Source organism: Nitratidesulfovibrio sp. D1, assembly GCF_051133415.1.
In the GTDB taxonomy this organism is placed as follows: Bacteria; Desulfobacterota; Desulfovibrionia; order Desulfovibrionales; family Desulfovibrionaceae; genus Cupidesulfovibrio.
Genome location: NZ_JBPGNZ010000007.1, coordinates 30358 through 51109 on the forward strand (window position 1 = coordinate 30358; position 20752 = coordinate 51109).

15 protein-coding genes are annotated in these 20752 nt (G+C 68.4%); 11 read left to right on the forward strand and 4 right to left on the reverse strand.

Annotated elements, in window-relative coordinates; genetic code table 11:
- Positions 1–212 precede the first annotated feature (212 nt).
- The 4 genes from ACR4XJ_RS14085 (at position 213) to ACR4XJ_RS14100 (ending at position 8099) form a co-directional block, all read left to right on the forward strand.
- The gene (locus ACR4XJ_RS14085) at positions 213–1688 is read left to right on the forward strand and encodes an Rne/Rng family ribonuclease (protein WP_434755800.1); all 1476 of its coding nucleotides are present in this window, start codon (positions 213–215) and stop codon (positions 1686–1688) included.
- A gap of 4 nt (positions 1689–1692) precedes the next feature.
- Positions 1693–2268 (forward strand): epoxyqueuosine reductase QueH, encoded by a 576-nt coding sequence (locus ACR4XJ_RS14090; protein ID WP_434755801.1) that lies wholly within the window; start codon positions 1693–1695, stop codon positions 2266–2268.
- Positions 2269–2467: 199 nt separating this feature from the next.
- Positions 2468–3733 carry a radical SAM family heme chaperone HemW gene (hemW, locus tag ACR4XJ_RS14095; RefSeq protein WP_434755802.1) on the forward strand — a complete coding sequence of 422 codons (1266 nt, stop codon included), beginning with the start codon at positions 2468–2470 and terminating at the stop codon, positions 3731–3733.
- Entirely contained in the window at positions 3726–8099 is a 4374-nt protein-coding gene (locus ACR4XJ_RS14100) for an ATP-binding protein (RefSeq protein WP_434755803.1), read from the forward strand. The genes hemW and ACR4XJ_RS14100 overlap by 8 nt, the downstream gene beginning before the upstream one ends.
- A gap of 288 nt (positions 8100–8387) precedes the next feature.
- On the opposite strand, the gene ACR4XJ_RS14105 is transcribed toward ACR4XJ_RS14100, so the two are convergent.
- Positions 8388–9977 (reverse strand): peptide chain release factor 3, encoded by a 1590-nt coding sequence (locus tag ACR4XJ_RS14105; RefSeq protein WP_333506438.1) that lies wholly within the window; start codon positions 9975–9977, stop codon positions 8388–8390.
- Positions 9978–10422: 445 nt separating this feature from the next.
- Between ACR4XJ_RS14105 and ACR4XJ_RS14110 the strand changes: the two genes are divergently transcribed.
- From ACR4XJ_RS14110 to ACR4XJ_RS14120, 3 genes are all read left to right on the forward strand, one after another.
- Positions 10423–11250 carry a 3-deoxy-manno-octulosonate cytidylyltransferase gene (locus tag ACR4XJ_RS14110; RefSeq protein ID WP_434755804.1) on the forward strand — a complete coding sequence of 276 codons (828 nt, stop codon included), beginning with the start codon at positions 10423–10425 and terminating at the stop codon, positions 11248–11250.
- Entirely contained in the window at positions 11247–12377 is a 1131-nt protein-coding gene (gene carA, locus ACR4XJ_RS14115; RefSeq protein WP_434755805.1) for a glutamine-hydrolyzing carbamoyl-phosphate synthase small subunit, read from the forward strand. Before ACR4XJ_RS14110 ends, carA begins: the two co-directional genes overlap by 4 nt.
- A gap of 115 nt (positions 12378–12492) precedes the next feature.
- Positions 12493–13296: a tetratricopeptide repeat protein gene (locus ACR4XJ_RS14120; RefSeq protein ID WP_434755806.1), complete on the forward strand. Its 804-nt coding sequence runs from the start codon at positions 12493–12495 to the stop codon at positions 13294–13296.
- Between the two features lie 117 nt (positions 13297–13413).
- Here ACR4XJ_RS14120 and rbr read toward each other — a convergent pair whose 3' ends face one another.
- The 3 genes from rbr to ACR4XJ_RS14135 form a co-directional block, all read right to left on the reverse strand.
- On the reverse strand, positions 13414–13989 hold the full coding sequence (gene rbr, locus ACR4XJ_RS14125) for a rubrerythrin (protein WP_434755807.1): 576 nt from the start codon (positions 13987–13989) through the stop codon (positions 13414–13416).
- A 289-nt stretch (positions 13990–14278) separates the two neighbouring features.
- The gene (locus ACR4XJ_RS14130) at positions 14279–14692 is read right to left on the reverse strand and encodes a Fur family transcriptional regulator (RefSeq protein ID WP_434755808.1); all 414 of its coding nucleotides are present in this window, start codon (positions 14690–14692) and stop codon (positions 14279–14281) included.
- 226 nt (positions 14693–14918) lie between these two features.
- A complete protein-coding gene (locus ACR4XJ_RS14135) occupies positions 14919–16364 on the reverse strand; it encodes a TolC family protein (protein ID WP_434755809.1) in 1446 nt (481 codons plus the stop codon).
- A gap of 580 nt (positions 16365–16944) precedes the next feature.
- Between ACR4XJ_RS14135 and tolQ the strand changes: the two genes are divergently transcribed.
- The 4 genes from tolQ to tolB all read left to right on the forward strand — a co-directional run bounded on the left by tolQ (position 16945) and on the right by tolB (position 20479).
- Positions 16945–17661 carry a protein TolQ gene (gene tolQ / locus ACR4XJ_RS14140; protein WP_434755810.1) on the forward strand — a complete coding sequence of 239 codons (717 nt, stop codon included), beginning with the start codon at positions 16945–16947 and terminating at the stop codon, positions 17659–17661.
- A 3-nt stretch (positions 17662–17664) separates the two neighbouring features.
- Positions 17665–18084 carry a protein TolR gene (tolR, locus tag ACR4XJ_RS14145; RefSeq protein WP_007526107.1) on the forward strand — a complete coding sequence of 140 codons (420 nt, stop codon included), beginning with the start codon at positions 17665–17667 and terminating at the stop codon, positions 18082–18084.
- 77 nt (positions 18085–18161) lie between these two features.
- A complete protein-coding gene (tolA, locus tag ACR4XJ_RS14150; RefSeq protein ID WP_434755811.1) occupies positions 18162–19142 on the forward strand; it encodes a cell envelope integrity protein TolA in 981 nt (326 codons plus the stop codon).
- The gene (tolB, locus tag ACR4XJ_RS14155) at positions 19139–20479 is read left to right on the forward strand and encodes a Tol-Pal system beta propeller repeat protein TolB (protein ID WP_434755812.1); all 1341 of its coding nucleotides are present in this window, start codon (positions 19139–19141) and stop codon (positions 20477–20479) included. The genes tolA and tolB overlap by 4 nt, the downstream gene beginning before the upstream one ends.
- Positions 20480–20752: the final 273 nt, after the last annotated feature.

Consider the following 20752-nt stretch of genomic DNA (forward strand, 5'->3'; position numbering starts at 1 on the left):
GCGACGCACCGGAAGTGCACGGGCGCACCGACCGCCCGGCCCGGAAGAAAACGCGCTCATGCGCGTCCATTCCGGGTGGCCACGCGCACGGCGCGTCCGCACCCCTCCGGCTGCGCTGCGAACCCCGCGCGCATTCCCGCGCGGGCGCGCCGCAGGCACGGCAGCATGTTGCGAACTTTTGAATTTTTACACTTTTTTCCGCAGAGGATTGCATGACAACGAAAAAGAGCAAGCTGAGGATGTTCATCAGCGTGCTGCCCGGCGAGCAGGTGGAAGTCGCCCTTGCCGAGGAAGGCGCCAAGGATAACCTGGTCAAGGAATACTACGTGGAGATGGTCCACCAGGCCAAGACCAAGGGCAACATCTACCGCGGCATCATCAACAACGTCGACACCAACCTTCAGGCCGCCTTCGTCAACTACGGGGCCGAAAAAAACGGCTTCCTCCAGATCGACGAGGTGCACCCCGAATACTACAACACCCCGCACGACGCGACCAAGGGCAAGAAGTACCCGCTCATGCAGAAGGTGCTGAAGGCCGGGCAGGAAGTGCTGGTGCAGGTGGTGAAGGAACCCACCGGCAGCAAGGGCGCGTTCCTGACCACCTATCTGTCCATGCCGGGCCGTTTCCTGGTGCTCACCCCGGGGCGCGAGCAGATCGGCGTCTCGCGCAAGGTCGAGGACGACGAGGAGCGCGGCCGCCTGCGCGAAATGCTGGAAGGGCTGAACCCCGGCCCCGGCCTTGGCGTCATCGTGCGCACCGTCAGCGCGGGCACCAGCAAGACCACCCTCCAGCGCGACCTGCAATTCCTGAAGCGCCTGTGGAAGGACATCCGCAAGAAGGGCACCGAGGAATCCGCCCCCTGCCTGATCTACAAGGAGCCGGACCTGGCCTCTCGCGCGGTGCGCGACTACCTCAGCGACGACGTGGCCGAGGTGTGGGTGGACGACGAGCACACCGCCACGCTCATCGAGGACTATTCCTCGCTGCTGTTCCCGCGCAAGGGCAGCCTGGTCAAGGTCTACAAGGATCAGTCCCGCACCCTGTGGGAACGCTTCGGCATCCAGCGCCAACTGGAGCAGATCTACTCGCGCGAGGTCACCCTGCCCTCCGGCGGCCGTCTCGTCTTCGACCAGACCGAAGCGCTGATGGCCATCGACATCAACTCGGGCAAGATCTCCGGCAAGACCAATTTCGAATCCATGGCGCTGAAGACCAACATGGAAGCGGCCGAAACCGTGGCCCAGCAACTGAAGCTGCGCGACATCGGCGGCCAGGTGGTCATCGACTTCATCGAAATGCGGGACCGCAACCACTGGCGCGAAGTGGAAAAGACCCTGCGCAACGCCATGAAGAACGACCGCGCCCGCCACGACGTGGGCAAGATGAGCCGCTTCGGCCTGTTGCAGGTGGTGCGCCAGCGCACCGGCTCGTCCGCGCTGGCCATCACCATGGAAACCTGCCCCTGCTGCAAGGGGTCCGGCCTGCGCCGCAACATGGAGTGGCAGTCGTTGCAGGCCCTGCGCGAAATCCACCGCCAGTTGCGCGCCCTGCCGCACGGCACGCCGTCGTTCGTCTTCGAGACCGGGGCCGAGCTTGCCATGCACCTGCTGAACCACAAGCGCGAACGCCTGCTCGACCTGGAACGCCAGTTCGGCGTGCATCTCGACATCAGGCCCGCCCGGTAACGCCATGCGCGTCCTGCTGCACGTCTGCTGCGGGCCGTGCTCCATCGCCACGGTGCGGATGCTGCGCGACGAGGGACACGAGGTCACCGCCCTGTTCCTCAACCCCAACATCCACCCCGTGCAGGAATACCTGCGCCGCCGCGAGGCCATGCACGAAGTCTCGCGGCGGCTCGACCTGCCCGTCATCTGGCGCGACGCCGAGTACGACCCCGCCGCCTGGCTGCGCCACATGGCCTGGCGCGAACAACCCGGCGTGCGCTGCCGGGTGTGCTACGCCACCCGCCTTGAACGCACCCGCGCCATCGCCGAACGCGACGGCTACGACGCCTTCACCACCAGCCTGCTCTACTCGCGCCGCCAACGCCACGACATGATCGCCGAGGTGGGCCACGGCATCGCCGCCGACGGCAACGCGCCCTTCCTGTACCGCGACTTCCGTACCGCCTGGCAGGAAGGCATCGATACCTCCAAAGAATGGGGCATCCACCGCCAGAACTACTGCGGCTGCCTGTACAGCGAAGCCGAACGCTTCGCCCGCGACTTCGCAACGGCTACGGGAGTCGAACAAAAACAAAGATAAAATCTTCCGGGGAGGGGACCCTTTGAAAAGGGTCTCCCTCCCCGGACCCCTCCCCCCCAAACTTTTTAGTTGGGCTTACCACATCGCAGAGCGATAGCCGCCGGGCGTACAAAACTGTCCCAATATACACAGCCGAAACGGGGGTGCAGGGGGCAGCGCCCCCTGCCCGCCGGAGGCATACAAAACACCGCCACACACAATGCTGCTGTACATCCACGTGCCGTTCTGCCGGCGCAAGTGCCGGTACTGCGCCTTCCACTCGCTGGAGATGGGGGCGGCGGCGGCCGTGCGCGACTACGTGGACACCCTGCTGCGCGAACTGGCCGTGTGGGGCGACCGCATGGGCGGCGTACCGGTGACCTCGGTATTCTTTGGCGGGGGCACGCCCAGCCTGCTGCCCGCGCGCACCGTGGGGGCGATACTGGACCGGGTGCGCAAGGCGTTCGCGGTGCAGCCGGGGGCGGAGATCAGCATGGAGGGCAACCCGGAATCGCTGCTGCGTCCGTCGGAGTTGCGCACCCTGCTCTCCGTGGGGGTGAACCGGCTGTCCATGGGCGTGCAGTGCCTGGACGACGCCATGCTGCACACCCTGGGCAGGCCGCACCGCGCGCGCGAGGCGCTGGACGCCTACCGGGCGGTACGCGCGGCGGGCTTCCAGAACGTGGGCATGGACCTGATCTGGGGCCTGCCGGGCCAGACCCTGCGCCAGTGGATGAAGCAGTTGAAGGAGGTGGTGCGCCAGCGGCCGGACCACCTGTCCTGTTACGGCCTGACGCTGGAGCCCGGCACCCCGCTGGAGGACGACTGCGTCTCCGGCAGGCTGGACCTGCCGCCGGAGCGCGCCCAGGCCGCCATGTTCATGGATGGGGCGGAACTGCTGGAATCCGAAGGCTACATCCACTACGAAATTTCCAACTTCGCCCGCATGGGCTTCCAGTGCCGCCACAACCTGGGCTATTGGGAAGGCGAGGACTACCTTGGCCTCGGCCCGTCGGCGGCATCCACCATCGGCGGCCTGCGCTGGAACAACCCCGAGGACCACGCCGCCTGGACCCGTCAGGTGGACGAGGGCCGCGTGGGCGCCGAGGCCGAACGGCTGACCCCGCAGACGCGGGTGCTGGAACTGATCATGCTGCGGCTGCGCACGGCGCGCGGCCTGCGGGTGAGGGCCTACCGCGAACTGACCGGGCGCGACTTCCTGCGCGACCACCGGCGGCTGGTGCACGCGCTGCACCGCGAAGGGCTGCTACGCATCCGCGACGGCTACCTGCGGCTGACCCGCGGCGGCATGCTGGTTTCCAACTCCATCCTTGAACGGCTGTTCGAGGACACCGAGGCGCTGATGGCCCTGCCCGCCGAAACACCGCCCCCCGGCCGGAACGCGACCGGGCATGACCTCGTTGGGCATGACCTCGTTGGGAACAGCGCCGGCGGGGATGCCGGCGACGGGCGCAGCCATGGCTGACGCCGCCGCGCCAGCACCGCCCGAAAGGCCGCGTTTTTCCGACGGCCACGGGTCCGGAACGCGCCGCCGCGTTCCCCCGGCCCGCCTTGGCGACAGCATGCTGGGCTGGGTGCTGCTGGTGGTGCTGGCGACGGTGGTGGCCACCAGCGCCACCCACATGCTGCGCGAGCGCGAACGCCACATGGACATGGCCCGCCTGCGGCTGGAAGGGCAACTGCGCCTGATGGGCGAACACGTGGGCGGGCTGTTGCAGGCCATGGACATCTCGCTGGCCGGCCTGGCCCTGGACGTGGCGGAACACCGGGACACGGCCCGGCCCACCCTGGACAGGATGCTGGCCCAGCGGCTGGACCTGCTGCGCCCCCATGCCATGGAACTGGCCTGGGTAGCCCCGGACGGGCACGTGGTGGCGTCCACCGGCCCCTTCCCCGGCCCTGCCGGTCCCCTGCCCGTGGCTGCGGTGCTGGCCGCCCACCGCGACCTGCTGCGCGATTTCCACGTGGTCAGGCTGCCGGAGCCGCAGGGCCAGCATGGGGCTGCGCCCCCCCGGATGCTGCTGAGCCGCCGCATCTCCGGGCCGGACGGCAGCTTCGCCGGTGCGCTGGCGGCCCTGATCGACCCCGTTTCCTTCCATGACCGCTACCAGGACTACGACCCGGACGAGGCCCAATGCACCGCGCTGCTCGGCGAGGATGCCTCGCCGCTGGTGGTGTGGCCTCCGGATGCCGGGGCGGCCTGCCTGCGCGCCTCGGTGGCCGCGGCCACCGGAGCTTGGCCGGACGGATCGCGGAACGCTGCGCCGGACGGGCCACCGGACACGCCGCCCTCGCTCGACGGCACGTCCCTGGCCGACATGCCCGACGATGGCATGTCCGGCAGGGGGATCATCATGCCCGGCCTGCGCATCGTGGAAACGCCCGAGGCGCTGGTGGCGGTGCACCAGTTGCGCGGCTTTCCGTTCCGCATGACCATGCACACCCCGCTGGACCTGGCGCTGTCCGTGTGGCGGCGGCAGACGGTGGCCAACGCGGGCATGACCCTGGCCCTGTGCATGGCCGTCTCGCTGCTGGCCTGGTCGGCCAGCCGCCAGCGCGGCCGGCGCCTGGAGGCGGAGACCGCGCTGCGCCGCAGCGAGGCCCGCTACCGCACCCTGGCCGAAAACTATCCCGACGGGGCCATCATGCTCTTCGACGAGGGCATGCGCTGCCTGCTGGCCGACGGGCTGGGACTGACCGGCCTGCTGGCGCCAGGCCAGCGGCTTGAAGGGGCCACGCCTTCGGACGTGCTGCCCCCGCAGGCGGCCCTGCCCTTCGAGGAACAGTTGCAGGTGGCCCTGGCGGGCGCCGAGCGTACCTTCACCATGGCGGTGAACGAGCGCATCCACGAGGTGCGCCTGCGCCCCCTGCACGAGGACCGCGAAACCGGCACGCCCGCCCGGTGCATGGCCGTGCTGCAGGACATCACCCAGCGCGAGGCCGCCCGCCTGGCCCTGCGCCAGAGCGAGGCCCGCCTCCAGGAGGCGCAGCAGATCGCCCGCATGGGCAGCTTCGAACTGTACCTGGACACCGGGGCGTTCGTGTGGTCCGCCGGGCTGTACGAGATGCTCGGCCACGATCCCGCGCTGCCGCCCCCGCCCCCGGCCGAGGTGTTCACCCTCCACGCACCGGAAGAACTGGGCTGGTACCACGAACACGTGGCCAGCATTTCGGACGAGCCGGTGACGGAATTGCAGCGCATCTTTCCGTACCGCACCCTGGGCGGGCGGCAGGGCTGGGGGCAGTTCCACTGCCGGGTCACGCGCGGGCCCGACCGCCTGCCCCTGCACGCCCAGGGCACCTTCCAGGACATCACCAGCCTGCGCGAGGCGGAACTGGCCCTGCGCGACAGCGAGGCCCGGCTCAACGAGGCCCAGTTCATCGCCCGCATGGGCAGCTATTCGGTGAACCTGCACGAGGGCGAGGCGTTCTGGTCGCCCGGCCTGTTCCGCCTGCTGGAACTGGACCCGCACGACGGCCCGCTGGCGCCGGTGCAGGCATTCCTCAGCCACGCGCCGGAGACGGCCCCGTGGTTCGAATCGTTCCTGTCCGCCCCCGCCGACCGGCCGGAAACCACCCTCCAGCGCTCGTTCCCCTACGTCACCGCCACCGGGCGGCGCGGGTTCGGGCGGCTGCACCTCATGGCGCGGCACGGCGCGGACGGCCTGCCCGAACACATCCGGGGCACCTTCCAGGACATCACCCCCCTGCATGAGGCCGAACAGGCCCTGCGCCAGAGCGAGGCCCGGCTGCTGGAGGCGCAGCAGATCGCGCGCATCGGGAGCTTCGAGTTCGACCTCACGCGCGACCGGGCCGACTACTGGTCCCCCGGCCTGTACGCCCTGCTGGAACTGGACCCGGCCACGCCCCCCACGGCCCCCTCGCAAGGCACCGTCATCCATGCGCCCGAGCGCGCCGGATGGTACGAAGCGCTGCTGGCCTCGCGCATTCCCCAGCCGGAAAGCATCCTCGTGGACACCATCCCCTTCCTCACCGCCCGGGGCCGCAGAGGCATGGGGCACATGCAGGCCGTGGTGCAGCGCGCGCCGGACGGCACGCCCCTGCGCATGCGCGGCACCTTCCAGGACATCACCCGCCTGCACGAGGCCGAACAGGCCCTGCGCGACAGCGAAGCCCGGCTGCTGGAGGCCCAGCTCATCGCGGGCCTTGGCAGCTTCGACTTCGACATCGCCAACGACGTGGCCACCTACTGGTCGCCGGGGCTGTACGCCCTGCTCGAGGTGGAGCCCGGCACGCCGCTGCCCCGCCCGCTGGAGGGCTGTTACATGTACGCCCCGGACTACGTGGCGCAGTTCGAACGGATGCTCACCGAACCCGCCGACGAGCCGGAATCCGTCTTCTGGGACAACATCCCCCTGCTGACGGCCAAGGGGCGGCGGATGATGGGGCAGATGAAGGCCATGGTGCAGCGCGGTCCGGACGGCAGGCCGGTGCGGGCGCGCGGCGCCTTCCAGGACATCAGCCGCCTGTACGAGGCGGAACAGGCCCTGCAACGGGCCAAGGAAGAGGCGGAAAGCGCCAGCGAACTCAAGAGCCAGTTCGTGGCCAACATCAGCCACGAGATGCGCACCCCGCTCTCCGGCATCCTGGGCATCGTGGACGTGGCCCTCTCGCGCCAGCACGACACCACGCCCCATGCCCACGACGAGGAACAGGCCCGCTACCTTTCCATGATCCGCAACGTGTCCGAGGGGTTGCTGCACGTGATCAACGACCTGCTGGACTTCTCGCGCATGGAGGCCGGGCGGCTGGGGCTGGACCAGGTGGCCTACGACCTGCGCGCCGCCGTCAACGACGCGCTGGCGCCGCTGGCCGTGCAGGCGGAACGCAAGGGGCTTTCACTCACCGTGCACATCGACGCGGAGGCGCCCGCCCAGATGCAGGGCGACCCGCTGCGGCTGCGCCAGGTGCTGGTGAATCTGGCGGGCAACGCCGTGAAATTCACCGATTCCGGCAGGGTGCACGTGGACGTGCGCCGCAGCGAGTCGTGCCCCCGGCCGGGCGGCTGCCTGCGCTTCAGCGTGGAGGACACGGGCTCCGGCATCGCGGCGGACAAGCTGCCCCTGCTGTTCGAAAGTTTCTCGCAGGCCGACGGCACGCACGCCCGGCGGCACCGGGGCAGCGGCCTGGGCCTTGCCATCTCGCGGCACATCGTGCGGTTGCAGGGCGGGGACATCGGGGTGGACAGCATCCCCGGCCAGGGCAGCCGGTTCTGGTTCACCCTGCCCGTGGACAAAGACGCCCCGCAGGGGGCGCAGGGCGCCACCGACCTGCGCCTTGCCCGTCCGGTCCGCCTGGCCCATGGAGCGGACGGCACGGCCGAGCCGGAAACGGCCCCTCCCCTGCGCGTGCTGCTGGCCGAGGACAACGACCTGAACCGCGAATTCCTGACCTTCTTCCTGCAGGAACGCGGCTACGAGGTGCACCTGGCCATCGACGGCCAGGAAGCGCTGGACCGCCTGCGCGACGGCTGCCCCATGGAACCCGGAGCCGCCGCGACCGGCGGGCCGGATGGCCAGGGCGGACACGTTCCCTTCGACGTGGTGCTCATGGACGTGCAGATGCCCGTGGTCAGCGGGCTGGAGGCCACCCGCCGCATCCGCGAGGCGGCGGCGCAGGGGGCCGCCTGGGCGGATGTGCCGGTCATCGCCCTGACCGCCCACGCCATGCAGGGCGACCGCGACCGCTTCCTGGCCGAAGGCATGGACGACTTCATCGCCAAGCCGGTGAACCGCGACACCCTGTTCGCGGCCATCGAAACCCAGGTGGCCCGCTACCGCGAAAAGCGGGGGGCGACAGGCAGGGGGTAGGCTGCGACGCCCCACATCCATCTACCGCTCCCTTCTTCGAATTCCCCCAAAACGCATGGCGCCCGGCATATGCCGGGCGCCATGCGTTTTGGGGGAATTCAGAAAAATTACTGCTGATTCTGTTCCCGCTGTCCCATTGCCTTTTCTTCGTTACGAAGTGCCGAGGGATAGCGCGCGATTTTTGTTCGCTGGCAAGGAAAACGAGCCTGGCATGAGGGAGTATACTCTTTGGTATTCGACCGATATGGCAGGCGAAGTTTGACGTAGCCAGCGGGCAAAAGGCGCGCGCTAACTGATCTCCCGCGTCGTGCGGAACTCTACCTTGGGATATCGCTCCATGGCCGATTCCAGCCGCCACGGGTTGGGGGCCAGGTAGGCCAGCGCTCCTTCCGCATCCACGGCCAGTTCGCCGCGATGGTAGTCCTGAAAGTCCGCGAAGATCTTCTTGTCCTCGCAGTACACCCAGCGCGCCGTGTGCGTGCCCACGCCCTCGTACACGGCGTCCACGCCGTATTCGTCCGCCAGCCGCGCCACGATGACGTCGAACTGCAACACCCCCACCGCGCCCAGGATGTAGTCGTTGTTCACCAGCGGGCGGAACAGCTGCACCGCACCTTCCTCGGCCAACTGCTCCAGCCCCTTCTGCAACTGCTTGGCCTTCAGCGGGTTCTTCAGGCGCACCCGGCGGAAATGCTCCGGCGCGAAGTTGGGAATGCCCACGAACTTCAGCGCTTCCTTCGACTCGGTGAAGGTGTCGCCGATCTTGATGGTGCCGTGGTTGGGAATGCCGATGATGTCGCCGGGAAAGGCCTCTTCCACGCCGGTGCGGTCCTGGGCCATGAAGATGGTGGCGTTGGCCACGGTCACGTCCTTGCCGGTGCGGTGGTGCTTCAGGCGCATGCCCCGCGTGAACGTGCCGGAGCAGATGCGCAGGAAGGCCATGCGGTCGCGGTGGGCCTTGTCCATGTTGGCCTGTATCTTGAAGACCACGCCGGTGAACGCCTCCTCGCCGGGCTCCACCACGCGGGTGGCGGCCGGGCGCGGCTGCGGGCCGGGGGCGAACTCGACGAACATGTCCAACATCTCGCGCACGCCGAAGTTGTTGATGGCGCTGCCGAAGAACACCGGGGTCAGCTCGCCCTTCAGGTAGCGCTGCTCGTCGAAGGGCGTGCCCGCCTCTTCCAGCAGGGCCAGGTCCATGCGCAACTGCTCGGCCTGGTCGCCCAGGTATTCGTCCAGTTGCGGGTCGTCCACGCCGTGAATGACGATGCCCGACTGGATGCGCCCGCCATGGGTGGCGGAAAAGAGATGCAACTGCTTGTGCAGCAGGTCGTAGGTGCCCTTGAAGCTGGACCCCATGCCGATGGGCCAGGTCATGGGGGCGCACTCGATCCGCAGGTGCTGCTCGATGTCGGCCATGACGTCCAGCGGGTGCAACGCCTCGCGGTCCATCTTGTTGATGAAGGTCATGACCGGCGTGGCGCGCATGCGGCACACGTCCATCAGCTTGCGGGTCTGGGCTTCCACGCCCTTGGCCGCGTCGATGACCACAAGGGCCGAGTCCACGGCGGTGAGCACGCGGTAGGTGTCTTCCGAAAAGTCCTGGTGGCCGGGGGTGTCCAGCAGGTTCACCACCCGGTCGCGGTAGGGAAACTGCATGACCGAGGTGGTGACGGAAATGCCGCGCTCGCGCTCCATGGCCATCCAGTCCGAGGTGGCGTGGCGGGCGGCCTTGCGGGCCTTGACCGAACCGGCCATCTGGATGGCCCCGCCGAACAGCAGCAGCTTTTCGGTCAGGGTGGTCTTGCCCGCGTCGGGGTGGCTGATGATGGCGAAGGTGCGGCGGCGCGCGGCCTCGCGTTCCAGTCTGCTGCTCACGGCAATGGTCCTCGAATGGGTCTGGAATTGGTCAGGTGCGTCAGGTTCCGCCCGGCTCTGTCCCGGCTCTGTCCCGGTCTGGTGGGGACGCCCGGAAGAGGGACGCTGGCGGGCCGGAAACAGGGGCGGCGCGACAAAAAGGGGGGGCGGGCCTTGCCCGCGCGAGAAGCGGAGTTATGCTACACCTGAAGAGAGCGGTCAACCGCGCGCGCCGCGCACCGGCAGGCGACGGCGGTTACCGGCTGGCCGGCATGGGCGGCGGCGCACCATGCACGGCCCCCCCAATTTTACATTTTCGTCAGACATTCCGGGGTGATGCAAAAACACGCACAAGACGCTTTCCCGGCATGCGGTTTTCGGTTACTGTCCGAAAGTTTCGCGCCCGGAGTCTCATTCCAATGACTCCGCACCCCAACCGCAGGCCGCCCGGCGGCCACCCGACGAGATGACGGCATCCCCTTCCTGCTACGGCATCATTCCCGCCCGCTACGCCTCGTCCCGTTTTCCCGGCAAGCCGCTGGCCGACATCGCGGGCATGCCCATGTTCTGGCATGTGTACCGCCGCGCGGCCCGCTGCCCGGAACTGCGCGAGGTGGTGCTGGCAACCGACGACGAACGCATCGCCGAGGCGGCGCACCGGCTTGGGGTGCCCTTCGTCATGACCCGGCCCGACCACGCAAGCGGCACCGACCGGGTGTACGAGGCGGCCTGCCTGCTGCGCGACGCCGAAGGCAAGGGGCTGCCCGACGACGCGGTGGTGGTGAACATCCAGGGCGACGAACCCGCGCTGGACCCGCGCATGCTCAGCCAGTTGGTGAGCCCGTTCGCCGCCGGGCCAAACGGGCCAAATGGGCCGAATGGGCCGGACAGGGCAAACGGCGCGGACGGGGCGCGGGTGCTCGTGACCACCCTGGCCATGGCCATAGACGCGGCGGAGGCCGCCAGCCCCGACCGGGTCAAGGTGGTCACGGCGGCCAACGGCGACGCGCTGTACTTTTCGCGCGCGGCCATCCCCTTCGACAGGGGCGGCAACGCGCACGGCCCGGCCTACCTCGGTCATGTCGGGCTGTACGCCTTCCGGCTGGAGGCGTTGCGCGCCTTCACGCAGTTGCCGCCCTCTTCCCTGGAGCGGCGCGAAAAACTGGAGCAGTTGCGGCTGCTCGAAAACGGCATTCCCATCCGGGTCGTGCCCACCACCTACCGTACCCACGGGGTGGACCGGCCCGAAGACATCGGCATCATCATCAACCTGCTTGGGGAGAACGAAGGATGAGAGCTTTCCTGGCCCTGGAAGACGGCTTCGTGCTTGAGGGGCGCTCGTTCACCGGTCGCGGCGAATCGGGCGGCGAGGTCATCTTCAATACCGGGATGACGGGCTACCAGGAGGTCCTTACGGACCCCTCGTACGCCGGGCAGATGGTCTGCATGACCTACCCTCTCATCGGCAACTACGGCGTGACCGCCGAGGACATGGAATCCGGCAAGGTCCATGTGGAGGCCTTCATCGTCAAGGAATGTTGCAAGACGCCCTCCAACTGGCGGGCAAAGATGTCGCTGCCCGACTATCTCGCGCAGCACGGCGTCATGGGCATCGAGGGCATCGACACCCGCGCCCTGACCCGCCACCTGCGCATCAACGGCGCCATGCGCGGCATCATCTCCACCGAGACGGACGACCGCGACGAACTGGTGCGCCGCGCCCGCGCCCTGCCCACCATGGAAGGCCAGAACCTGGTCACCAGGGTGGCCCCCGCCGCGCCCTACCGCTGGGACGGCGCCCGCCCGCAGCCGGTGGAACTGGCCGCCGACGGCTCGTACGCCTGGCCCGGCCCCGGCCCGCGCCTGGTGGTGTACGACTACGGCATCAAGTGGAACATCCTGCGCCTGCTCACCGACCAGGGCTTCGACCTGCTGGTGGTGCCGCCGTCGTTCACGGCCATGCAGGTGGCGGCCAGCAGGGCCGAGGCGGTGTTCCTGTCCAACGGCCCCGGCGACCCGGCCACCCTTACCGATGAAGTGCGCGAGATCCGCGTGATGACCGAGCGCATGCCCGTGGCGGGCATCTGCCTTGGTCACCAGTTGCTGGGCCACGCCCTGGGCGGCACCACCCACAAGCTGAAGTTCGGCCACCACGGGTGCAACCACCCGGTCAAGGACCTGGTGACCGGGCACATCGAAATCTCCTCGCAGAACCACGGGTTCTGCGTGGACATCGAGAGCCTGCCCGACATAGAAATAACCCATGTGAACCTGAACGACGGCACGCTGGAAGGGTTCGCCCACAAGACCAGACCCATCCTGGCCGTACAGCACCACCCCGAGGCAAGCCCCGGCCCCACCGACAGCCGGTACTTCTTCGCCCGTTTCAGGGGCATGGTGCGGGAGGCCGTGGGCCGCTAGGGATCACCTGCGCCATTGAATGCAGCCTGACGCAGGGGGCGCGGTACAGGCACGCCGCGCCCCTTCGCATACGGGGCCCTGCCCCACCCACGCGACGCCATTCCGGGGGCGATGCATGTCCAACGATCTCACCAAGGCCCGACAACTGCTCACCCAGGTGCGCACCCTGCTGCGCCAGGGCAAGGTCATGCCCGCCGCCCAGTCCTTTCACGAAGCGCTGGTGCTGGTGCTGAAAAACCCGCTGATGAAGGCCGAGCGCGACGAATTCGAGCGCATGCTGGCCGACGCCTCCGCCTACCTCGACAACGATCCCGAACTGCGCAAGGTCTTTCCGCTCAGGATCGACTACAAGCCCGGCGCGGAACGCCAGGTGCTGGACACCGTGCGCGAACTGGTCAAGGCGGTGAACGAGGCCGCCGTGAACGAGGCGCAGGAGCACATCAAGCTGCTGGAGGCCCGCAAGGCCGCCGAACTGGAACGCGGCCAGAAGCTGCTGGACGACAAGGACTACGACGCCGCCAACGACGTGTTCCGGCAACTGGTGGTGGAATTCAGCGACGACCCGGCGCTGAAGGGCGACATCGGCGAGCGGTTCCTGAAGGCCGGGCGGTACGAGGACGCCTTCGACTACCTGGCCCAGGCCCTGGACCAGAGCCCGGAATCCGTCCACCTGTACAACCGCATCGGCATGGCCCTGCGCAGGATGGGCAAGTTCGAGGTGGCGGAAAAATACTACTTCAAGGCCGCCCAGTACACCGGGCGCGACCCCAACCTGTTCTTCAACATCGGCCGCCTGTACGTGGACTGGGGCAAGTGGGACAAGGTGGCCAAGGCCGCCTCGGCCGCGCTGCAACTGAAGCCCGACTTCGACGAGGCGCGCAAGATGCTGGAATTCGCAACCCGCCAGATGGGCAAGTAGCCACACGCGCGCGGCAGCGCACGAAAAGGCCCGCCGGGGAACCCGGCGGGCCTTCATTATTGTTCCATGCCGTTGCACCGGCGGGCCGTTGCGCCGCCCGCATCCGGATGCAACGTCCTACCAGTTGATGCCCAGCAGTTCGAAGTGGGCCTGCGGGTGGGCGCAGGCGGGGCACAGGTCCGGGGCCCCGGTGCCTTCGTGCAGGTAGCCACAGTTGCGGCAGCGCCACACCACGGACGATTCGCGCACGAACACGCGGGCTTCCTTCACATTTTTGGCGAAGCCCAGGAAGCGGCGCTCGTGGAATTCCTCGGCCACGGCGATGCTCATGAACACCTTGGCAATCTCGTCGAAGCCTTCCTCGCGGGCGATGCGCGCGAACGAAGGGTACATTTCGGTGTACTCGTGGTGTTCGCCAGCCGCCGAACTGATGAGGTTGGCGTGGGTGTCGCCGATGATGCCGGACGGGAAGCCGCCGACGATCTCCACCTCGCCGCCTTCAAGGAACTTGAACAGGCGCTTGGCGTGTTCCTTTTCCTGGCTGGCGGTTTCGGCAAAGATGTCCGCGATCTGGACGAAGCCGTCCTTCTTGGCGCGGGCGCCGAAATAGTCGTAGCGGTTGCGGGCCTGCGATTCGCCGGCAAAGGCGGTCAGGATGTTGCGTTCGGTCTTGGTGCCTTTCAGGGCTTTCATGACTGCTCCTTGTAATTGTCGTCGTGTTCCGGGTGAAAAGGGAAGGTAGCCTGATGGCGCATCCGGCAGCGCGGCCGGATGCCGGGTTCCGGTGACGCCGCCGGTCGCGGATGGGGCACGAACCCTATACGGTTCGTGCGCTCAACCCATGCAGTTGGCCGTCATGCACCCTGACGCCCCGTCAAAACTCCATCGCGCGACCGTACATTCACCACGCATCCCGCGCAAGAGTGACGTGCAGCCGACTGGGCTCACAACCGGGCTCGCGACTGGGCTCACAACCGGGCGCTCAGTTCTTCGAGGCGCAGACCTCGCACACCCCCTCGAACTCGACCCGTCCGGAAAGGATGATGAAGCCGGGCGCGCGCGCCCCCGTGATGTCGGGCACGCGCACGGGTTCCATCACGTCGCCCACGCGGCCGCACTGGGTGCAGCGCACGTGCTGGTGGGGGGTGATGTTGCCGTCGAAGCGCTTCTGCGACCCGGCCGACTCCAGCTTCAGGATATCGCCCGATTCGGCCAGCAGGTCGAGGTTGCGGTACACGGTGCCCAGGCTGATGCGCGGCAGGCGCTGCCGGACCATGCCGTAGATCTCGTCCGCCGTGGGATGGGAGTGCACGCGGCGCAGTTCTTCAAGGATGACCATGCGCTGCTTGGTCATGCGGGTCTGTTGTTGCAGACGGGCCTGTTGCTGCTGGGTCATGTGGGACCTCACGTTATTTATTGGTAATGGTTACTGTTTGTGAGACCCCATGTCAAGGGCTGGGCGGAAAAAGACTCGGCCCGCACCGCGAAGTGGAGCCGCACGCCCGAAACGCGGCAGGGCCGCCGGTTGCCCCGGCGGCCCTGAAACGTTCCGTGCGTCCCGGCTGCCCGGTCCGCCCCACGGCGAGACCGGCCTTCCGGCCGCGCCGCTATCCGTCGGTGCCCTACCCGTCGGTTAGGGACGGCTTCAGCTCGCCCATGGCCGCCCACAGCTTGGACAGCGCGTCCAGGTATTCCGCCTTGGCCCCGGTCAGGGCGGCCTCGGCGGCAGTCAGCTTGGCCTGGGCGTCCAGCACGTCGGTGTTGGTGCCCACCTGGGCCTGGTAGCGGGCCACGGCCACGCGGTAGGCCTCCTCGGCCTGGGCCAGCCCCTTGGTGGCCACCGCGATGCGCTTGGAGGAATCGGTCAGGGTCAGCAGGCGCGACTGCACCTCGTAGGCCACCTCGTGGCGCAGGTTGGCCTCTTCGGCGCGCACCTGCGTTTCCACCTGGCGGGCCTGCTGGCCGGAATACCACGTCCGGCCCCACTCGAAGACGCTCCACTCGGCCCTGAGCCCGGTGGACCACTGGCTGAACCCGGTGGGGCTCAGGGTGCTGCCCGAAACGTCGGGATGGTCGCCATCCGTGGCCCAGTTGAAGTTGGCCGAAACCTGCGGGTACAGCCCGCTGTCCGCGATGCGCACGTCCTTGCCCGCTATCTCCACGGCCTTGCCCGCGATGCGCACGTCGGGCCGGTTGCGGTAGGCGCGCTCCAGGCACTGCTCCAGGGTCATGTCGAAGCCCACGGGCACCAGCGTGCCCACGTAGGCGGTGTCGTCGGCCACGGGCAGGGTGAGCAGGGTGTTCAGCCGGGCGTGCTGCGTGGAATGATTGTTCTCGGCGGTGATCAGCAGCGATTCGGCGTTGGACACGTCCACCTCGGCCTGCAACACGTCCAGGCGCGGGCGCAGCCCCACGTCGTAGAAGGCCCGGGTGACCTTGGCCTGTTCGAGCAGGCGGTTCAGGGCGTCGCGCGCGCTGCGCACGTTCTCGCCCGACTTCAGGTAGGCCAGGAAGGCCTCCTGCACCTGCACGGTGAGGTCCAGGCGCGACTTGTCCAGGGTCAGGGACTGGCGCTCGGTTTCCAGCGCGGCCCTCTGGTAGGTGGACAGCAGCTTCAGCCCCGTGAACAGCGGCTGGCTGACGCCCACGGTCCAGGTGTAGGTGTCGTCGTCAAGTTCGCGCGACATGGAGCGGGGCTTCTCGTTCAGGCGGTCGTAGCCGTAGGAGGTGGACACGGCCGGGCCGAACGCGCCGCGCGCCGACTTGCGCCCTTCTTCCGCCGCGTCGCGCCCGGCGCGGGCGGCCACCACGCCCTGATTGTCGCGCAGGGCCGATTCCACGGCGCGGCGCATGTCGTATTCGCCCCCGCTGGCCGTGGCGGCCATGCCCCCCGGCATGCCGGGAGCGGGCGCGGCCGCGTCGGCCGCCAGCGCCGGAACCATCAGTCCGGGACCGGCCAGGACCGCGCCCAGGGCCGCGCCCAGCACCAGGAAGAGAATGGCCGCGAGCGCGGGGCGGCGCATGCGGCGTGGCGTCATCGACGGGCCAGTGGCGGTGGTGCGATGCATGGATACTCCTGACGGAGGCTGCGTGGAATGGGGAGTGTGTCCGGCGTGCGCCGGGGGTGAAGCCCGGACATGCGGCTGCTTGATATGGTATGGTCCGGCACCCATGGCCGGGCCGGGCCGGGCACGGCACCCATGGCTGGACCGGATACGCGCCGGAGTGTAGCCGGGGCCGGGCGCACTTGCAACAATGTGCACATGCCCTCGCCGCGCGGAGTGCGGCCTTTGCACAACCCGGCCGAATGGAGCGGCGCGCGGCGCGGTGCGCATGCGCACGGGCGGCGGCCCGTGGCCGGGCGGCGGCAGCCCGCGCCCCGCGCCGCTTTTCCGCCGCTCCCGGAAAAGTGCGCCCCTTTTCGGGCCGGAGCCCCGGAATCCCATTGCATCATTGTCCCGAGACGACTAAATGGAGGGCGGGGTGCCGGACGCGCCCACGGTGTGGCGCGGCCCGGCGAAACCGGACGCCTGCGGCGCCGCGCAGCACGCCCCGCCCGCCCCCCTCCCGGCCACGCACGGCGCCACGGCGCTCTGCCGCCAGCCAGCCGCACGGTACAACTCAACTACGGTGGAGACACCCAACGTCATGGATAATACCAGCATTCTTTCGATTCTTTCCCAGGCCACCCTGGTGGCCAAGTTCGTCCTCGCCCTTCTGGTGCTCATGTCCATCGGCAGCTGGACGCTGATGTTCCAGAAGTGGTTCGCCCTGAAAGCCGCCCAGCGCAAGGCCGCAGACGGCCTGGACCGCTTCCAGAAGGCCCGCGACCTGCGCGAGGCCGTGCAGTCGCTGGGCGGCGACGCCGCCTCGCCCCTGTACCACGTGGCCCAGCAGGGCGTGGCCGAGTTCAACCGCCTGAAAGAGGCGGGCAGCTCGGGCGACGTGGTGGCCGACAACGTGCGCCGCTCGCTGCGCCAGGGCGTGGGCAACGAGATGACCCGGCTTTCCGCCTCGCTGTCGTTCCTGGCCACCGCCGCCAACACCGCCCCGTTCATCGGCCTGTTCGGCACGGTGTGGGGCATCATGCATTCGTTCCACGCCATCGGCCAGATGAAGAGCGCCTCGCTGGCCACCGTGGCCCCCGGCATCTCCGAGGCGCTCATCGCCACGGCCATCGGCCTGTTCGTGGCCATCCCTGCCACCGTGGGCTACAACATCTTCCTGGGCATGATCAGCAACATCGAGGTGCAGCTGGTCAACTTCGCGGGCGCGTTCCTGAACCGCGTGCAGCGCGAGATCAACGCCCATCGCGGCGCGGCCCGCCCCTCTGCTGAACGCGCCGACCGCACGGACCGGGGGTAGCCCATGGGCGCTTCCGTCGGCAACAAGGGCGGCTTCGTCGCCGAAATCAACGTCACGCCCTTCGTGGACGTGATGCTGGTGCTGCTGATCATCTTCATGGTCACGGCCCCCATGATGACCGAGGGCCTCGAGGTGGACCTGCCCCAGACGCGCACCGTGCAGGTGCTGCCCGCGGACAGCGACCACCTGCTGCTCACCGTGCGCAAGGACGGGGTGATGTACCTCGACGAGTACAAGGTGACCATCGAGGAACTGGAAGGCTACCTGCAACGGCTGGTCAAGGAAAAGAACAAGCTGCTCTTCCTCCAGGCCGACAAGGCCGTGCCCTACGGCGTGGTGGTGGACGTGATGGGTCACATCAAGGCGGCGGGCATCGAGAAGCTCGGCGTCGTGGCGGAACGCGAGGACCCGAAGAAGAAATGATCCCGTCATCATGCAAGGACGGCACGGTCCGGTTCCACATCCTTCGCGGCAAGGCCGCGCGGTAGGCCGGGGTCGACATGCGCTACACAAGCTTCCTGCTGTCGCTCAGCCTGCACTGCGCCATCGTGCTGCTGGTCTTTTTCTGGCCCGCGTCGCCGCCGGTGCGCCTGGACATGCCCGTGGTGCAGGTGGACCTGGTGAGCCTGGGCGCGCCCGGCGGCCCCAAGGCCCCGCCCGCGCCCGCTCCCGGCCCCGCGCAGCCGCAGGCCGCCCCGGCTCCCGCGCCCACGGCGTCGTCGCCCAAGGCCGCGCCCGTGGCCACGCCAGAGGTGCAGGAAAAGCCCGCGCCCAAGGCCGAGCCCAAGCCTGAACCCAAACCGGAGCCCAAGCCCGAGCCGAAACCGGAACCCAAGCCCGACGCCAAGGCCATCAGCGAAAAGAAGGACGAGCAGCAGGCCAAGCCGGAACCGCCCAAGGACGTTTCCAAGAACGCCACGGCCGCCGCACCTCCCAAGCCGGAGCCCAAGCCCGCGCCCAAGGCTCCGGACCCCAAGGACGTATTGAAGCAGGCTCTGGCCGACGTGCAGACCAAGACCGGCGGCGCGCCCGAGCAGGGCAAGTCCCGCGCGGGCGTCACCTCGGGCGCGCAGGGGGCCAAGGACGTGGCCAGCGCCCTGTCCGCCCTGCAGGCCACCGTGGGCAAGAGCGGCGGCGGGGGCGGCGCGGCGGGCGGCGGTGACGGCAGCGGGGGCGACGGCTCCGGCGGCGTCGGCATCGCCGGGGTGTACACCATGCAGGTCATGCAGATCGTGCGCAGCCACTGGGAATTCCCCGCCCTCGCCAACCGCGAGAACCTCCAGGTGCGGGTGCGGGTGAAGGTGGCCCCCAACGGCCAGATCCAGGATTTCAACGTGGAGCAATCCTCGGGCCGGGCCGACTTCGACTCGTCGACCCTGAAGGCGCTGGGCAAGACCGGCATGCTGCCGCCGCCGCCCAGCCCGGAATTCCAGGACCTTGTGCTCAACTTCAACCTTCAGGAAATGATCGGAAAAAGATGAGACAGCATCGTGCCATCCACCGCCTTCTGGCGGCAGTGTGCCTCATCGCGTGCTGCGCGCTGGCGGCTCCGGCCCGTGCGGCGGGCCCCGTGCAGATCGACATCTACGGCCCCGGCCAGGGCAGCCTGAACCTCGCCCTGGCCGACCCGCTGGGCCCCGCGCCCGGAACGCCCGTGACCGGCCAGGGCGCGAAACTCAACGAAATCATCCGCGAAAACCTGAGCTTCCTGCCGTTCCTGCGCCTGACCGACCCCAAGGCCATCCTGGGCGGCACGGTGCTGCAAAGCTACAAGGCCCCGGACATCGACTTCAAGCGCTTCCAGCTTGCGGGCACCGACCTTGTGGTCACGGCGGGCTGGCCGCAGGGCGACGCGCCCGGCAAGCCCTTTGTCGAACTGCGCGTGTACGAGGCGTATTCGGGCAAGCTGGTGTTCGGCAAGGGCTACTACGACATCCAGGAAACGCAGCTGCCCGACGTGGCCGACCGGTTCTGCTCCGACCTCATGAAGGCCCTGACCGGCCGGGGCGAGTTCTTCAAGTCCACCCTGGCCTTCGTGAAGTCCGGCGGCAAGAACAAGAAGGACGTCTGGCTCAGCAAGCCCACCGGCCGCGACCTGCGCCAGATCACCAACCTGCCGGGCGAAGCCCTGTCCCCGTCGTGGTCGCCCGACGCGCGGTTCATCGTGTTCAGCCACATGGACGACCGCACCCACGCCCTCGGGGTATGGGACCGCCTGACCCGCCAGACCCAGCGCATCAAGTTTCCGGGCAACACCGTCATCGGGCCCACCTTCATGCCCGACAACAAGGTGGCGGTCAGCCTTTCCACCGGCAAGAACCCCGGCATCTTCCTGCTGAACCACGTGTTCCAGAAGGAACGCACCCTGGAGGACAGCGCCTCCATCGACGTTTCGCCCTCGTTCGACGCCACCGGCACCAAGATGGCCTTCTGCTCCAGCCGCCTGGGCGGCCCTCAGATATTCCTGAAGGACCTGACCACCGGGCAGGTGACGCGCATCAGCCGCAGCGGCAACTACAACACCGCCCCGTCCATCAGCCCCGACGGCACGCTGATCGCCTTTGCCCGCATGACCGACTTCGGGCACCGCATCTTCGTGTACGACATGGTCACCCAGTCGGAGCGGCAGGTCACCTTCGGCCCCGGCACCGACGAAACCCCGTCCTTCGCGCCCGACAGCTACTTCCTGGCGTTCACCTCCACCCGCAGCGGCGCGAAGCAGATCTACCTGATCACCCGGCACGGCGGCGACGCCAAGCGGGTGCCCACGGGCGCGGGGGACGCGTCGTTCCCCGACTGGGGCATGATCCCCGACTAGGGGCGCAAACCCGCCATCGACACCGGCCCGCACGGCGCGCGGCGGTCCCCGGCCCCTGATGTTTCACGGGGCGGGGGTTGCAGCGCGGCGGCGGGAAACGTTCCGGGCGGGGCATTGCGGCCCCCCGGCCGCCCGGGCCGGAAAAAAATCGTGCGGGAAAGTGGAGATACCGCAATCCCCCATCTTGACAAAAAACGGCGTAGAGATACCATTACTGCTGTCCCACTCCGGGGGTGTTAGGGTTGCGGCCGAAGCCGACGGAAAGGGATAAAG